This window comes from Aliisedimentitalea scapharcae (assembly GCF_045277565.1).
Taxonomy (GTDB): domain Bacteria; phylum Pseudomonadota; class Alphaproteobacteria; order Rhodobacterales; family Rhodobacteraceae; genus Aliisedimentitalea; species Aliisedimentitalea scapharcae.
In genome coordinates this window covers 3,969,240-3,985,054 of the sequence record NZ_CP123584.1, presented here as the reverse complement: position 1 = coordinate 3,985,054, position 15,815 = coordinate 3,969,240, and the positions used below count along the sequence as shown (strand labels likewise).

At 59.6% G+C, this 15,815-nt stretch carries 15 protein-coding genes, 1 tRNA gene and 1 riboswitch; of the genes, 7 read left to right on the top strand and 9 right to left on the bottom strand.

Annotated elements, in window-relative coordinates:
• Positions 1-258: 258 nt before the first annotated feature.
• A complete protein-coding gene (gene purD / locus QEZ52_RS18515) occupies positions 259-1,521 on the bottom strand; it encodes a phosphoribosylamine--glycine ligase (protein ID WP_406645953.1) in 1,263 nt (420 codons plus the stop codon).
• A 98-nt stretch (positions 1,522-1,619) separates the two neighbouring features.
• Here purD and xseA point away from each other — a divergent pair, with 98 nt between their 5' ends.
• Complete coding sequence (xseA, locus tag QEZ52_RS18510; protein WP_406645952.1) at positions 1,620-3,209, top strand: exodeoxyribonuclease VII large subunit; 1,590 nt, start codon at positions 1,620-1,622, stop codon at positions 3,207-3,209.
• A 70-nt stretch (positions 3,210-3,279) separates the two neighbouring features.
• Here xseA and QEZ52_RS18505 read toward each other — a convergent pair whose 3' ends face one another.
• Together QEZ52_RS18505 and QEZ52_RS18500 are read right to left on the bottom strand one after the other, a co-directional pair.
• Entirely contained in the window at positions 3,280-3,681 is a 402-nt protein-coding gene (locus QEZ52_RS18505) for a hypothetical protein (protein WP_406645951.1), read from the bottom strand.
• Between the two features lie 36 nt (positions 3,682-3,717).
• Entirely contained in the window at positions 3,718-4,767 is a 1,050-nt protein-coding gene (locus QEZ52_RS18500; RefSeq protein WP_406645950.1) for an alkane 1-monooxygenase, read from the bottom strand.
• Positions 4,768-4,860: 93 nt separating this feature from the next.
• On the opposite strand from QEZ52_RS18500, the gene QEZ52_RS18495 reads away from it, so the two are divergent.
• The 4 genes from QEZ52_RS18495 (at position 4,861) to QEZ52_RS18480 (ending at position 8,392) form a co-directional block, all read left to right on the top strand.
• Positions 4,861-5,520, top strand: a complete 660-nt coding sequence (locus QEZ52_RS18495) for a lysoplasmalogenase (RefSeq protein WP_406645949.1) — start codon at positions 4,861-4,863, stop codon at positions 5,518-5,520.
• Between the two features lie 60 nt (positions 5,521-5,580).
• A complete protein-coding gene (gene ftsY / locus QEZ52_RS18490; RefSeq protein ID WP_406645948.1) occupies positions 5,581-6,786 on the top strand; it encodes a signal recognition particle-docking protein FtsY in 1,206 nt (401 codons plus the stop codon).
• Between the two features lie 86 nt (positions 6,787-6,872).
• On the top strand, positions 6,873-7,775 hold the full coding sequence (locus tag QEZ52_RS18485; RefSeq protein WP_406645947.1) for an EamA family transporter: 903 nt from the start codon (positions 6,873-6,875) through the stop codon (positions 7,773-7,775).
• Positions 7,772-8,392 (top strand): inner membrane-spanning protein YciB, encoded by a 621-nt coding sequence (locus QEZ52_RS18480; RefSeq protein WP_406645946.1) that lies wholly within the window; start codon positions 7,772-7,774, stop codon positions 8,390-8,392. The genes QEZ52_RS18485 and QEZ52_RS18480 overlap by 4 nt, the downstream gene beginning before the upstream one ends.
• Positions 8,393-8,506: 114 nt before the next feature.
• Here QEZ52_RS18480 and QEZ52_RS18475 read toward each other — a convergent pair whose 3' ends face one another.
• Both QEZ52_RS18475 and QEZ52_RS18470 read right to left on the bottom strand, forming a co-directional pair.
• Positions 8,507-9,196, bottom strand: a complete 690-nt coding sequence (locus QEZ52_RS18475) for a glutathione S-transferase N-terminal domain-containing protein (RefSeq protein ID WP_406645945.1) — start codon at positions 9,194-9,196, stop codon at positions 8,507-8,509.
• Positions 9,197-9,228: 32 nt separating this feature from the next.
• Positions 9,229-10,164 carry an alpha/beta hydrolase gene (locus QEZ52_RS18470; protein WP_406645944.1) on the bottom strand — a complete coding sequence of 312 codons (936 nt, stop codon included), beginning with the start codon at positions 10,162-10,164 and terminating at the stop codon, positions 9,229-9,231.
• A gap of 153 nt (positions 10,165-10,317) precedes the next feature.
• A riboswitch (SAM riboswitch) is annotated at positions 10,318-10,396 on the top strand.
• A gap of 60 nt (positions 10,397-10,456) precedes the next feature.
• Between QEZ52_RS18470 and metZ the strand changes: the two genes are divergently transcribed.
• On the top strand, positions 10,457-11,647 hold the full coding sequence (gene metZ, locus QEZ52_RS18465; RefSeq protein WP_406645943.1) for an O-succinylhomoserine sulfhydrylase: 1,191 nt from the start codon (positions 10,457-10,459) through the stop codon (positions 11,645-11,647).
• A gap of 50 nt (positions 11,648-11,697) precedes the next feature.
• On the opposite strand, the gene modC is transcribed toward metZ, so the two are convergent.
• From modC to QEZ52_RS18445, 4 genes are all read right to left on the bottom strand, one after another.
• A complete protein-coding gene (gene modC, locus QEZ52_RS18460) occupies positions 11,698-12,798 on the bottom strand; it encodes a molybdenum ABC transporter ATP-binding protein (protein ID WP_406645942.1) in 1,101 nt (366 codons plus the stop codon).
• Positions 12,795-13,499 carry a molybdate ABC transporter permease gene (modB, locus tag QEZ52_RS18455; RefSeq protein ID WP_406645941.1) on the bottom strand — a complete coding sequence of 235 codons (705 nt, stop codon included), beginning with the start codon at positions 13,497-13,499 and terminating at the stop codon, positions 12,795-12,797. The genes modC and modB overlap by 4 nt, the downstream gene beginning before the upstream one ends.
• Positions 13,496-14,275, bottom strand: coding sequence for a molybdate ABC transporter substrate-binding protein (gene modA, locus QEZ52_RS18450; RefSeq protein ID WP_406645940.1), 780 nt, complete (start codon positions 14,273-14,275; stop codon positions 13,496-13,498). Before modA ends, modB begins: the two co-directional genes overlap by 4 nt.
• 99 nt (positions 14,276-14,374) lie before the next feature.
• Positions 14,375-15,205, bottom strand: a complete 831-nt coding sequence (locus QEZ52_RS18445) for a hypothetical protein (RefSeq protein WP_406645939.1) — start codon at positions 15,203-15,205, stop codon at positions 14,375-14,377.
• A 253-nt stretch (positions 15,206-15,458) separates the two neighbouring features.
• Between QEZ52_RS18445 and QEZ52_RS18440 the strand changes: the two genes are divergently transcribed.
• A tRNA-Thr gene (locus tag QEZ52_RS18440) sits at positions 15,459-15,534 on the top strand.
• Positions 15,535-15,815 lie beyond the last annotated feature (281 nt).

Here is a 15,815-nt window from a genome sequence, read left to right as displayed (position 1 = left end):
TCCGACACCGGGCACTCGATGTGCTCCCGTCCCTTTGCCCTGTCTTTCTGGCGAAAGACCGGACAAAGCGTTGGGCCTAGCACCGCGCGCCAGCGCGCGGTGCTAGGCCGCTTGACGGTGACGTTTTCGGCCGCGTGAACTGTGACGGCAGCGGGCCTGCGGCGCGCTGCCAGGCCCGAGGCCTATGACCCTGCATCTGTGATGCAGGGCCAGGGCGCGGGAGCCCTTTGGTCTTTGGTCTGGACCCTAGGCAGGGTTTCAGAGTGCGCGCCAGCCGATATCGCGACGGAAGAACCCGCCGGGCCAGTCGATGGACTCGACCATCGCATAGGCGCGGTCGCGGGCCTCCTGCAATGACTCACCTCTGGCTGTGACGTTCAGAACCCGGCCACCCGTGGCGACAATCTTGCCGTCCTGTGCCTTGGTTCCGGCATGAAACACCATATTGTGGCTATCCTCAGGCTGGGTCTCCAGTGCTTTGATCTCGGTGCCTTTTTCGTAGGACCCGGGATAGCCATTCGCCGCCATCACGATGGTGATCGCGTGATCGTCGCCCCAATTCACCTGCGCCTCTGCCAGCCGGCCTTCGGCTGCCGCATGCATCAGGTCCAGTGCCTGTGCTCCGAGACGCATCATCAGCACCTGACATTCCGGATCGCCAAAACGCACATTGTATTCCACCAGACGCGGCTGGCCGTCCTTGATCATCAGGCCGGCATACAGCACCCCCTGATAGGGCATGCCGCGCTCTGCCATCGCCTTCATCGTTGGTTTGACGATTTCGTCCATCGCCTTGGCTTCGATCTCAGCCGACAGAACCGGGGCGGGTGAGTAGGCCCCCATCCCGCCAGTGTTCAGACCGGTGTCGCCTTCACCGACGCGTTTGTGGTCCTGGGCCGAGCCAATCGGCAGAACGTCTTCACCGTCTACCAGAACAAAGAGCGATGCCTCTTCGCCCTCCATGAATTCCTCGATCACCACTTCGGCGCCGGCCCCGCCAAAGCTGCCACCGAACATGTCGTCGATGGCGTCCAGCGCGGTTGCTTCATCCATGGCAACGATCACGCCCTTACCGGCTGCGAGGCCGTCGGCCTTGACCACGATTGGGGCACCGTTGGCGCGGATATGGGCCTTAGCGGCCTCGGCATCGGAAAAATGGCCGTAGCCAGCGGTTGGCGCGTTCGAGACGTCACAGATTTCCTTGGTAAAGCTCTTGGACGCTTCCAGGCGCGCGGCGGCCTCGGACGGGCCAAAGACCAGCACACCGGCTTCGCGCAGGCGATCCGCGACACCGACGGCCAAAGGTGCCTCTGGGCCAATGATGACAAAATCAATGGCATTCTCTTCGGCAAAGCTGGCAACTGCACCGCCATCCATGATGTCAAACGATGCACATTCCGCGATCTGTTCGATCCCGGCATTTCCGGGGCATACGATCAGTTTGTCACATTTGGGGTTCTGCATGACGGCCCAAGCCAGAGCATGTTCACGTCCACCGCTTCCGAGGATAAGGATATTCATTCGCGCATACTCCGATCTGCTTGGCCTTGCTTGACGCGCGTTCTATGCTGATGCGACGCATAGAACAAGAACCCGCGCCATTTCGAGGGAGCGCCCAATTGTCCGACCTGTTTGACGAGCCCGTGCCGGGCCAGAACATGCCTGAATTCACCGTTTCGGAGATCTCGGGCGAGGTGAAACGCACGCTGGAAGGTACATTTGGCCGGGTTCGGGTGCGTGGCGAGGTCGGTCGCGTGTTCAAGGCGCGCTCGGGACATCTCTATTACGACATCAAGGACGATCGTAGCGTTCTGGCCTGCACCACATGGAAAGGGCAAGTGGCGAATCTGTCGGTCGTTCCCGAAGAGGGCCTTGAAGTCGTCGTGACCGGGCGACTCACCGCCTTTGGGGCGCAATCAAAATACAATCTGAATGTGGATGAAGTCGCTGTTGCCGGTCAGGGCGCGTTGATGGCGCTTTTGGAAAAGCGCAAGAAGCAGCTTGAGACCGAGGGGTTGTTTGCCGCCGAACGCAAGCAAGCGTTGCCCTTCCTGCCGGATATCATCGGTGTGGTGACCTCGCCATCGGGGGCTGTGATCCGGGACATTCTGCACCGGCTGCGCGATCGGTTCCCTCGCAAAGTTCTGATTTGGCCTGTGGCCGTGCAGGGGGCCAATTGCGCGCCCGAAGTGGCCCGTGCCATCAATGGGTTCAACCAGCTGACACCGGGTGGGGCGCTGCCCCGGCCTGATCTGATTATCGTCGCGCGCGGTGGTGGTTCAATCGAGGATCTATGGGGGTTCAACGAAGAGACCGTCGCCCGGGCAGCAGCAGCCTCCCAAATTCCGCTCATCTCGGCGGTGGGACATGAAACCGACACCACACTGATCGACTTTGTTTCGGATCAACGGGCACCGACACCCACGGCGGCTGCCGAACTGGCGGTGCCGGTGCGGATGGACCTATTGGCCTGGAGTGATGACATGGGCGCACGCCTGACCCGCGCGGCGACGCAGGCGATCAGCCAGCGCAGCCAGCGGCTGGCCGATCTCAGTCGCGCCATGCCGCGAGCCGACAGCCTGTTGGACTCGCCGCGCCAGAGGTTGGATCAGGCCGAAGAACGTCTGCCGAATGCGCTGATCCGGGGCGTGCAGAATCGGGAATTGCGTCTCAGCGAAGCGGCCGCACCATTGCGCAGCGAGGTCTTGCGGAGCCGGCTGCGGCGTGATCACGAACGCTTGGAAGATCGCGTCAACCGGTTGGTACCTGCCCTGGAGCGCGCAATGACACAGCGCCATGATCGGGTGACCGCCTGGGGTGCCCGTCTGCAACCACAACGTTTGAGGCAGGATTTGGATCGCCAAGGGGATCGGCTGACCCGGCTGACCCAAAGGCTGGCCCTGGTTGGACACAATCAACTGACCCGTTGGCAGGACCGTCTGATTGCCGTCGACCGCCAACGCGAAATCCTGAGCTACAAGGCCACGTTGGCGCGGGGATATGCGGTGGTCCGGGCAGAAGGGGCAGTTGTGACCACGCGGGCTCAGGCCGCCGGTTCGACAGAATTTGAAATCGAATTCGCAGATGGGCGTCTGGATGTGGGCGGGGCAGAAGTGGGAAGCGCCTCGGCAGACCCTGCACCCGCGCCCCGGTCGGCCTCTCGGACAAAATCCCAATCACCCCCAGACGATCAGGGCTCTCTGTTCTAGGCGGCGACTGGCAGGTCCGGGTATCAGTGAATGCGCCTTATCTGTGTCGGGGTTTGTCGCCATTCCGGGATCAGACGCCGACCTCGGGCCCATGGCAGATCATTTCGGCGTTGATTTCATTGCCTTCATACAGATCGGTTGAGGTCGCGTCGCCTTGCAGTCGGGCGGTCAGGCCCTGATCGCCCAGCTCAAAGTGCCAGCATTGCGGATCTGACCGATCTTCGTAGAGGAAGCAGATCTGGTCAGAGTCCTGATACCAGCTCCCCTCCAGGCAATCGCCGTCCAGAAATGACCAGATCACCCGACGACCGGGAAGATAGCGTTCGACTCCATAGGGTTCACCGTCAAAACCGTAGAAAAGGGTCTTGCCGCGTGTGTATTTGTCAAACTCCTCGGCTCCGATCGGGGAGTCGGCCAGGAGGCTTGCGGGCAGCAGCCCAAACAGAGTGAACAAAAGCGGTGACATACGCATGGGCCGACTGTGCCAGATCAGGCGGCGGTTGCACAGTCACTGTCGCGTGTGCAGCGTTGGGTTTGAGCTGTCAGGCGCAGCGCGCTGGCGCAGCAGTGCAACACGCGGGTCCATGATTCGCCGCCACAATGGTGGGAACAGCGCGATAACGGCCATCAGCGGCACCGGGCGGGGCAGTGTCGGCATGTCCTTGGTGAGTTCCAATGCCGGATAGGGGCGTCCGGGGTGCATATGATGATCTGAATGCCGCGGTGCATTCAGCATCAGCGCCGAGGAATACCAATGAGGCGCATTCCAGGAATGCTGTGGCCCGGTCGGCTCCAGTCTCTGATCGTATGTCTGACGTCTCAACCCATAGTGCTGGACATAGTCGGCCAGAAAGATCTGGGCCTGGGCATAGGTGCAGATGGCCAGCAGAACCAGAACCCCGTCCAACCCGGCCAGCGCTGTGGCCAAAAGGATCAGCGCGCCTGCACCGGCGAGATATCCGAAATATGGGTGCATTCCGCCTGAATCGGTCCGCTTCAGCCGCCGCGACGTTTCAGCCTGCCACCCGGCCCGGAAGGACCCGAGCCAGGCCCGGGGCCAGAAGCGGTAGAACCCCAGACCAAGATCGGCGGAATTGGGATCTCGTTCCGTGCCAACGTGCACGTGATGCACCAGCATATGCGCCGACACATGGTGCCCGATCAACATCGAGGTATAGACAATCGCTCCCAACCGTCTCAACCCACGCGCGGGGCGGTGTATCAGTTCGTGCGCGTTGGGGTGCGAAACCTGCCCCATGAACAGGCCCGCCGCGGCCCCGGTCAGGACCGCCTGCAACATTGGCATCTGTGGGATCGCAATCATCAGGGCAGGCAGCAGCCCTAGATGCCCAAGCGCCAATGTCACCGACAGCAGATCCGCCCGGTGCATTGTCTGCGCATCCTGCTGTACCGGCAACTTCCTGCGTCCCAACCGGTCCAGCGCATAGACACAGAGGGTCATGTAGGCCAGGGCCACTCCCGGCCAGATCCCTGCCCATAGGCAGGCACAGATCAACAGCGCCAACGGAGACAGTGAGGCAAGGGAAAACCAGAACATTAAGATCCTTTCACAGGCCTTTGCGCAGGGTCATATTTGACCCAAGGCCGGTTAACAGGCAATGCCTTTGCATCTCAATGCAACGGGGCCTTTATGTTTCAGACCATGGATCAGAGCCTGATGTTCGTCATCTCTGCCGCTGCGGGGGTGGGATATCTGTTTCTGACAGCCCGCCCGCCCAGTGTCCTGCGCAGCACGATCAAAACGCTCTGCGTCGCGGCGTTGGCCCTGGCGGCATGGACCGCGGGCGCGTCGGGGGAGTTGGTGGCGGCCTTGGGACTTTGTGCAGTGGGCGACTATTGCCTGTCGCGTGATGGCGAACGTGCTTTTATGGCGGGGGTTGGGGCTTTTGCCTTGGGTCATCTGGTCTATGTGGTGTTGTTTTTGACGCATCCGCTGTCTGACCCGACACGCATCATGACGTTGGCCGGTGGGGCGGTTGTCGTGATGTTGGCCCTTGTCGGGGGTGGGATGGCCAAAGTGCTGGCTCCAAGGGCGGGGCCGATCGCGCCTGCGGTTTTGGCCTATATTCCGATCATTCTGGCCATGGCCGTGTCGGCGCTTACGCTGCCGGGGCAGGGAAGTTTGATCTGGGCATTCCCTGCGGCAGTCAGTTTTATGGTGTCCGACCTGGTGCTGGCGGTGGAAACCTTTGTGCTGAATGACGGCCACAGGATGCGACGGTGGACGCCTTATGTGGTCTGGCCGCTATATTGGGGTGCACAGGTCGGATTTTTCGCCGCATTTGCCTGAGGTACTTTGCAACTGGTGCCAATCCGCATTAGGTGGAATGAAACCGCTGCGGAGATGGAAATGGCGTTTTTCTCAAAGCTCAAGGACCGGCTGTTCAAATCCTCGTCGAAACTGGAACAGGGTCTGGACGCAATTGTGGAAGAGGGAGGCGAAACCGCCGCCCCTGCCAGCGACCTGGCAGATCCGGCACCTGCATCCGCGCCGACCGTGCCCGAGCCCACCCGGGACGTCAGGGATGCTGCCCCTGTTCCGGAAGAGCGTCCCGCGCCCGGCGCGGCACAGTTACAGCCTGACCCGCTTCCCGTTGCCACCCCGGCACCGACGCCCGGACCTGTGACACCTGCATCTCCTGCTCCCACATCACCACCACCAGCTGAGGCCAAGCCTGGTTTTCTGGGGCGCCTGTTGGGACGTGGCACCACGGATGAGCCGCGTCGGGTGTTGGATGATGACATGCTCGAGCAGCTCGAAGAGCTGCTGATCGCGTCGGACATGGGCGTGGATACCGCGCTGCGTATTACGTCCAATATGGCCGAAGGTCGCGTCGGAAAACGTCTGTCGGCAACCGAAATCAAGGAACTGATGGCTCAGGAAATCGCACGGGTGATGGAGCCGGTGGCCAAACCGATGCCGATTTATTCAAAACGCCCGCAGGTGGTGCTTGTGGTGGGGGTCAATGGGTCAGGCAAGACAACAACCATTGGCAAGCTGGCCAGCCAGTTCAAAGGTGCGGGAAAAAAGGTGGTCATCGCTGCCGGGGATACCTTTCGCGCCGCTGCGGTCGAGCAGTTGCAGGTATGGGGCGAGCGTGCCGGTGTGCCGGTGCTGACCGCGCCAGAAGGGTCTGATCCGGCCTCGTTGGCCTTTGACGCCATGACCCGCGCGCAGGAAGAGGGGGCGGATCTGTTGATGATTGATACCGCCGGCCGTTTGCAAAACCGGTCAGACCTGATGGAAGAACTGGCCAAGATCGTCCGGGTGATCCGCAAGAAGGACGAAACCGCGCCACATAACACCCTGTTGGTGTTGGATGCCACGACTGGTCAGAACGCGTTGAACCAGGTCGATGTCTTTCGCAAGATCTCCGATGTTTCGGGTTTGGTGATGACAAAGCTCGACGGGACAGCCAAAGGCGGCGTTCTGGTGGCGCTGGCGGACAAGTTCGGGCTGCCGATTCACGCCATTGGTGTGGGAGAACAAATCGACGATCTGGCCCCGTTTGACCCCGAAGAATTCGCCGCCGCGCTGACTGGGCTCGACACGTAAGAGAAGCCCTCTGGCGGGTCTAAACACCACCGAGCGCTGGGGGCAGGTTGCCTTTGGTGCTCTCCACCCAATTGAAAGCCCACACTTTGAGCGACTGGCTGATCTCTCTTGAAGGCACCGAGGCCGGTCATCAGGTGGCGCTGGGCCTGGCGATTATGGCCGCGTTTCTGCATGCGGTGTTTGGGGCCCTGCAAAAGGGGCGCCACGATCCCTGGTTGTCACGCGGAGCAATTGATTTTTCCTATTGCATCATGGCAGCACCCTTTGCCCTGTTTGTCGTCCCCTGGCCGGAACCACATATGTGGGGCATCTTTGCGGCCGCCTGGGCCATTCACATCGTTTACAAGACCTTGCAGGCCTGGGCCTATACCAAAGGGTCCTACACGGTGGTCTATCCGGTAGTGCGGGGCAGCGGGCCGCTGTTCACGGTGATCGGGGCATATCTGTTGTTTGGCGAAGCCTTTAACCTGGTTCAATGGCTGGGCGTGGCCACGCTGCTAAGCGGAATTTTTGGATTGGCCTATTACAATTACCGGTTCCTTGAAACGGAGCGGGATACGTTGGGCGTGGCGTTGGTGTTGGCGGGGATGACCGGCATCCTGGTGGCCATGTACACGACATATGACGCCTATGGCATCCGGGCGACGGCAGATCCGTTCACCTTTCTTGCCTGGTTTTTCATGATTGATGGCTGCACCTTTCCGATCGTGTCGCTGCTGCGGTGGCGTGGGATGCCGGATCGTCCGGCACCTGGGCCGTTGATGGTCAAAGGGTTCTTTGGCGGGCTGATTGCGTTCTGTTCCTTTGGCGCGATCATGCTGGCCACGCGGCTGGACAAGGTCGGGGAGGCGGCTGTGCTGCGCGAAACCTCGACCGTGTTTGCGGCTTTGATCGGCTGGCTGGTGCTCAAGGAGACCGTGGGGCCGCGCCGAATTGCGCTGATGGCTTTGATCGCTGCGGGGGCCGTGATAGTGGAGGTGGGCGGATGACGAAAGGTACCGATGTGAGTGACAAGAAGATCAACGGCAAACTGAAGATGGCGCTGGAATTGGGCCCGGTGGTTCTGTTCTTTGCAGCCTATGTAAAGCTGAAGGATCAGGTGTTCACCATTGGTGGTGCAGACTATGACGGATTCATTCTGGCCACGGCCGGATTTGTGCCGCTGATGATTTTGTCAACGCTGGCATTGTGGAAGCTGACCGGCAAACTGTCCAAGATGCAGATTGTGACACTGGTGCTGGTGGTGGTGTTTGGCGGGTTGTCGGTCTGGTTCAATGACGACCGGTTTTTCAAGATGAAGCCGACATTGATTTACCTGCTGTTCGGCGGGGTTCTGGGTATCGGGTTGTTGCGTGGACAGAGCTATTTGAAGTTCGCAATGGAAGAGATGCTGCCGCTGGAGCAGGAAGGCTGGATGATCCTGACCCGACGTCTGTGCGGGTTTTTTCTGGCGTTGGCGGTCTTGAACGAAGCGATCTGGCGCACGCAGACCACGGAAATCTGGGTGTATTTCAAGACCTTTGGGCTGTCGGCGGCGGTGTTCCTGTTCTTTATGACACAAGGCAGCATCTTTCAGACCTACGGGTTGGACGAAGAAGAAGGCTGAGCATGCTTCCGTCAAAGGGCAACGGGGTGCTCCCGCCCCTTTGACGGGCACTGCGTGCCCACAAAGCGTTGGGCGTGGCAGCGCGCCTGCGGCGCACTGCGGTCAGTGCCAGTTTCAAGCCGTGGAGCCAAAGAGATCAGCCTGGACCCATGTATCGGATCGGTCACCGCGCAGATCAGCGTGCAGGGCACGGCCCGCGCGGGTGGCGGGGCGATCCCAGACTGTGCGCAGCCAGCGGGCCAGGTTCGGTTTGTCGTCCAGCGTTTGCTGTTGCCCTTCCCACAGCGAGGCCCAGGGCCAGATCGCCATATCGGCTATGGTGTATTCGGGACCGGTTACAAACTCGTTTCCATCCAGCTGCCTGTCCAGCACGCCGTAGAGCCGCGCAACTTCGTCACGATAGCGGGTCTGGGCGTAGGGCAGGGGATCGGGCGCATACTTCAAAAAGTGATGGCATTGGCCAGCCATCGGTCCGACTCCCCCCATCTGCCACATCAACCATTGATCAGTCCGTAGTCGGGCGCGTTCGGTTTCGCCATAGAACCGACCAGTCTTGCGCGCCAGATACTGTAGGATGGCACCGCTTTCGAACAGCGAGACCGGCGCGCCGTCTGGCCCCTCTGGATCAACAATGGCAGGCATCCGGTTGTTGGGTGAAATGGTCAGGAAATCGGGCGCGAATTGATCGCCTTTGCCGATATTGATGAGGGTTGTCTCATGGGGCAGACCCATTTCGTGAAGCGCAATGGAAACCTTCCATCCATTCGGCGTTGGCCAATAGTAGAGCTGGATTGGCTCGGGCATGCTGTGTCGGTCCCCCATGTTGTTTGGGGCAATCATCCGGTTTTCTGGGAGAACGGCAAGGGGGCAACCCGAGATGGACGTGCAACATGGCGTGACCGGCGGGTGACATCATGCTGTGGCGGCGCACGGTGTAGCAGGTCCAGAGGCAGGCGGTGCGCATGGCGCAACAGATCGCCATAGAACGTCAACGCGCCGGGGCGCATATAGGTCGACCAATGACAGATCCTGCGGGTGGGCGGTGCAATTGATGCACCGATCCGGGCGAGATGGGCCAATGTATCCGCACAATCCAGCTGCAAAGTAACAGCATTGCAGGCATCGATCCCGGACCCCAGCGCCCGATCCCCGCGCAGCGGCGGGGTGATCAAACGTTCATACAGAAAATCGAACAGATCGTTTTCGCGGGATGTGACATTGATGAATTCTGCGGTTTGCCCGGCAGGGGTTGCCAAGGCCGACTGTGCAACCGACCGATAACAGGCTCCGGTCAGCGACAGAATTCGACAGACCGATCCCGCAGGCAGATGTTGCAAGGCCGCGCAGGCCGGTTCAACACCCATCGAATGGGCAACAATATGGATCGGTTTGGTCGGGCAACAGCGATGCAGGTAAGCCAGCACCTGCGCCAACGCACGTCCCGCCTGGCGGGCGCGGCGCTGGGCCTGCCACAGCACCCCGGAGGCGTCCCAGCCGAATGCAACGCCCAGCCCTTCGTCAGATGCGCCCTGCCCAAAGCCCAGGTGCGCAGGCCAACTCACCGGCGATCTGGACACGGCCAGAGGCTCAAAGGACAAGATATGCCTGTGCGGGCAGTTTCGGGGGTGATCCGGTTGATACTGAAACCCGTGTATCATGACGATCACGGGCCCAGGGGTGGCGCTGGCCTGGTGCAACAGAGGCCAAAGTGATTGGCTGGATTGATGAAGGTATGGAATGTCCCGGCGGGCATTGATGCGGATCAATGGCATGGTGACCCCGTTCCTGTCGGCAATCTGTGATCTCCTTTTGGCTTGACGCTATGAAGTGGAGATGAAGGTCGGGTGACGGCTCCGTGACGGGTGTTTAACGTTTTGAATACCTCTGGCGACTTGACGCAACGGCGCAACCGGCGTAAATCGACCCCACTGAATCGTGGCGATTTGTTACCGGATTGCGGGCCACGTAAAACAATCCCGCTAAAGAGGTCAGGATGAGGGACCCCCTTTCGCTTGGCCGATTGGGGGTTTTTTGTTGCGCCACGCGCGCATGGAGGACGAAGAGATGAGCGAGACCTGGAACAAGCGGACCCAGATGGTCCATGGCGGCACCCGTCGCAGCCAGTATAACGAGGTGAGCGAGGCGATTTTTCTCACCCAGGGCTTTGTTTATGAGAATGCTGAACAGGCCGAAGCGCGGTTTCTGAAATCGGGGCCGGATGAATTCATCTATGCCCGGTATGGCAATCCGACCGTGGCCATGTTCGAAGATCGCATTGCGATGCTCGAAGGGGCCGAAGATGCCTTTGCCACCGCGTCGGGAATGGCGGCAGTCAACGGTGCACTGACCTCTTTGCTCAAAGCTGGTGATCATGTGGTATCGGCCAAGGCCCTGTTCGGATCCTGCCTGTACATCCTGGAAAACATTCTGGCCAATTTCGGCGTCGAGGTCACATTTGTCGATGGCACCGATCTGGAGCAGTGGCGGGCGGCCGTGCGCACTGACACCAAAGCGGTGTTTTTTGAATCCATGTCCAATCCCACGTTGGAAGTGATCGACATCGCCGGAGTGGCCGAAATCGCCCATGCGGTTGGTGCCTGTGTGGTTGTGGACAATGTGTTTTCGACGCCTGTGTTTTCGCGCGCCATAGAACAAGGTGCCGATGTGGTGATCTATTCGGCAACCAAACACATCGATGGGCAGGGACGCGCATTGGGCGGGGTGATTCTGGGCACCAAGGAATTCATCCGCGGCACTGTCGAACCCTATCTGAAACACACTGGCGGCGCGTTAAGCCCGTTCAACGCCTGGATTATGCTCAAGGGGCTGGAAACCATCGCCCTGCGGGTCAATGCCCAGGCCGCCGCGACGCAGCAGATCGCCGAGGCACTGGAAGGCAACCCGGCGTTGGAGCGGTTGATGTATCCGGGGCTGAAATCCCACGCGCAGAATGCGTTGGTGCAGACCCAGTTGGGCGGCAAAGGTGGCACCGTTCTGTCGCTGGATATCAAGGGCGGCAAAGACGCCGCCTTTCGGTTCCTCAATGCGATGAATGTGGCAGTGATCTCGAACAATCTGGGGGATGCGAAATCCATCGCAACCCACCCGGCGACCACCACGCACCAGCGTCTGAGCGACGAACAGAAGGATGAACTGGGGATCACCCCGGGTCTGGTTCGATTCTCGGTTGGACTCGAAGACGCAACAGATCTGATTGCGGATCTGGAACAGGCCCTGGTGGTCTCACAAATCTAGTCAGAAAACCGGTGCAGCGGCGGGACAGCCTGTTCGCTGCGCCGATCCCGTCAACCTGCCCCGACATCGGTGCGGGCGATCGACACGGATTTGATGACCGCAAAAATCGCACACCCCGGCTTCAACGCCATGGCTTCGGCTGACCGGCGGGTGATGCGCGCCAACAGCCTGTCCTGGCCGCAATACAGTTGAACGATGGTACCGGGCCCCTGGCCTGACCGCAGGGCGACCACGGTTGCCGGCAGAATGTTCAATGCAGAGGTCCCGGTCGGGCGTTCAGTGGACAACAGGATGTCCTGGGCCAGAATGCGCACGCGGGTTCGGCTGTGCACATCAGCCTGCATGCGAGGCAGGAACAGTTGCCCGCCCGAAACCGTCAGCTCCGTCAAACCGTCATCGTGATGCGCCGCGATGGTTGCGGGCAGCACCGCGCCCGCCTCGCGCAGGCCGAATTGATGAACCATCTGGGGGTCCGACAGGACCTCTTCGGCTGGACCCGCGCGGGCGACCTGCCCGTTTTCGAGCACCACAACAGAAGTCGCCAGCCGCGCCACTTCGGCGACCGAATGGGACACATAAAGGATCGGCAGTCCCGTGTGGTCGCGTAGCCGTTCCAGATAGGGTAGGATTTCTTCTTTGCGGGCATTGTCCAGCGCGGCCAGCGGTTCATCCATCAATAACATGCGTGGCCGTGACAACAGCGCCCGCCCAATCGCAACCCGTTGTTTTTCGCCCCCGGACAGGGTGGTTGTGTGACGGTTCAAAAGGTCCGAAATTCCCAGCAGATTGGCAACCTCATCCAGGGTCGGTGCCCAACCTGCAGCAGGCCCGTCAGGGCGGGCAAACCGCTGGCCATACAGCAAATTTCGCTGCACGTTCAGATGTGGGAAAAGCCGCGCGTCCTGAAACACCAACCCGAACCGGCGTTTGTGAACAGGGCAATTCACGCGCTTTGCCGTGTCCAGCAGGGTCTCGCCACTCCAGGCAATGGTTCCCTGACGGGGGCGGAGCAACCCCGCAACCGCATTGATCACAGTCGACTTGCCACTGCCCGAATGCCCGAACAATGTGGTGATCCCAGAAGGTGCCGTGAACGCCGTCTTCAGCGTCAGATCTCCCAGTGGGTGTGTGATGTCGACAGACAGGCTCATGTTGGGGTGCCTCTGGTCCGCCGGGATGCTCGACGCGAGAATACTTCGGAGGCTACCAGCGCGCCCATCGCGACTGCTACAGAAATCAGAACCAACCGCAGTGCCGAGTTTTCACCGCCGGGTATCTGAAGAAAGGTATAGATTGCCGACGGCAGGGTTTGGGTTTGACCGGGAATATTGGAGACAAAGGTGATTGTCGCGCCGAATTCCCCCATTGCCTTGGCAAAGCCCAACACAGCGCCCGCGATCAATGCGGGCAGGATCAACGGCAGAGTCACGGTTGCAAAGATCCAAAGACGCGAGGCACCTAATGTGGCAGCGGCCTGTTCGAGCTTGGGATCCACGGATTCAAACCCCAACCGGATGGCCCGCACCATCAGCGGAAATCCCATGATTGCCGCTGCCAGAACCGCTCCGGTCCAGCGAAAGGCAAGGATCAGTCCGAATGTCTGCTCAAGCCAGCTGCCAATTGGTCCGGTGCGCCCGAAACCCAATAGCAGCAGGTAACCGGTCACGACAGGGGGCAGGATCAGCGGCAAATGCACCAGGCCATTGAGCAGCTGTTTGCCGGGGAACTGATGTCGTGCCAGCACATAGGCAATCAACGTTCCAAACGGCAGGCTGAGCAGGGTGGACCAGGTTGCCACCTTTAGCGACAGAGCCACGGCCTGCCATTCTTCGGGGCCGAGCCAGCCGGTCATTGCTCTGGTTCCAACGGGATAAATCCATGGGCCTGAAACACATCACGGGCACTGTCCGAGCGCAGGAAGTCATAGACCTGCTGTGTCAGCGGAGTAGGGGCGCCAATCATGGCCAACGGATAGCGGATCGGGGTGTGGCTGTTGTCTGGGAAAACGTCGACCACTTGGACCTTGGCGTCAGGACCGGGGTCTGTGGCATAGACGATGCCGTATTCGGCTTCGCCCGATGCCACCAATCGCAATGCAGTCCGTACGTTGTCCCCTTGTACGACGCGGGTTTGGACGTCGGTCCAGACGTCCAGGGTTTCCAATGCCTCGCGCCCATAAATCCCGGCTGGAACTGCACGGATCAAACCCATGGCCAGATGGGCGTTGTCTGGCAGCTCTCTCAGGGTCGCTGCCAAAGGTTTGTCACCGGAAATTCCGGGGGCAGCGATCAGGACCAGACGATTGCCAAGCAGATCTACGCGGCTGCCCGGGTTCAGAAGCCCCTGTTGGTCCAACACATCCATCCAGTCCGAATTGGCCGAGATGAACAGCTGAGCAGGTGCGCCATATTGGATCTGACGGGCCAGAGCCGAGCTGCCTGCATAAGACAGCCGCAGTTGCACGCCATCAGGGTTTTCCGCAGCCCGCGCGGCGATCTGATCCAAGGCCGGTTTCAGGCTGGCCGCAGCAAAAATCGTGACGGGTTCAGCACTTGCGTACGAGGGGGTGGCACAGATCAGACACAGCCCCATAACAGCCCCAAGCCAGGATCTGACGCGGCCCGCCATCCTTGCACAAGTGCCCTTCAAAAGGATGCCAACGCCCCCCCTGTGCCGATGATCCTGTGATGTCGATACCCTCTGCAAGTCGGCCCCGCCATCTGTTGTCTAGGGGGCAATCACGGTGACGCCCGGAATTCTTTGGATTGTGTATATATCTTCGTCATAGGCGTCTGTCATGGCGCTGACCAGTTCGACAGTCCACCCTGGCAGATCCAACTCTTCTTCCAGCGCGTCGTCCAGCGCGAATTTGTCCAGAAAAGCGGCAATGACCCGGCGTTTTTGCATTTCAGTCAGGGTCGGATTCTGATGCAGATACCCCCGGAACCGTTTCATCCCCTCTTTGGACATGATGGTTGATAGCAGGTCAAAGCCACCGTTGATCTTTTGCCCATGTTCCAGACCACCCATATCGCGGATGATCTGTGCCCAGATCAGGGGGGAATCCTCATAACACCAGACTGTGATGGGCAAATCTGCGGACAGGGCGCGAATGTCCGAAATGGTGTCAGACCATCGCAGCGACAGCAGATCAGTCTCTTCCAACGCCTGTTGGATCCGCTGCGGGGGTGCCTTGCGTAAAACGCTGGGAAGCAATGTGGCAGGGTTGCGAATTGCCATGAACAGTTCGACCTGATCATAACTGAACAACTGTTTGAGCTGTGCCATGCGTTTTGCCGCCTGGGGGTAGAGGGCACCTTCGTTCAATAAGTAATTCTTGCTGCTGAAGAAATTGGGAACAGACAGGATGACCCGATCCGCGTCTTCTTCGTCCAGAATGGCATCCAGCAGAATGTCACGCGCATCTTCCGAGGGAACCGCATCCTCGGCTTCCAAAGCCTTGCAGCTGGATTTGATCAGGTCCCGATACCGACCCGGTCCAGGTACAACGGTTCCAGTTTGTCCAAAGGCGTCCTGGTTCACCAACAAGCATTTCATTAGGCGATCTTCGCTGGTCGAATGGGCGCCGCTGTGAAAAATGACTTGCATTGTGAGGTTACGGGCAATTCCTGATGAACGTTACCTCATTTGGGTAACGCGATAAGGGGGCCGGGTCAAACAGCTTTGCGTTGCGGTAAGGTGCTGGACAGAAAAATCCGGTTTCAGGGTGAAATTCCATCTTGCAGCAAAGCAATATTCCCGGTAATCGGTCGGCATCCGTCAAGCCGGTCAATGATCGGTAGGATCAGGTGCCCCTATAGCTCAGCTGGTAGAGCAACTGATTTGTAATCAGTAGGTCCGCGGTTCGAGTCCGTGTGGGGGCACCATAATTACAAAAAAATACTTAAAAAGCAGCATCTTACTGGTTTTATGTAATTTGAAGCCACCCTCAAAACCACCTTTTTGGTCCTGCTTAAACGCCAGTCGGGGTGTTGCTGGGCCAATTTCAAACTACAGCGGTTTCCACAGTTGCAACTCGCAATTCGTTGCGTGGTCAGCACAATTGGTGTGACTGTTGTGCTGTTTGTTGCAACGTGTTGCAATGGCTTGCGGTCATCCTCCGCCAGCTATCGGCGATCCATCCCGTGCCGAGCGCGTTCGGGTCATG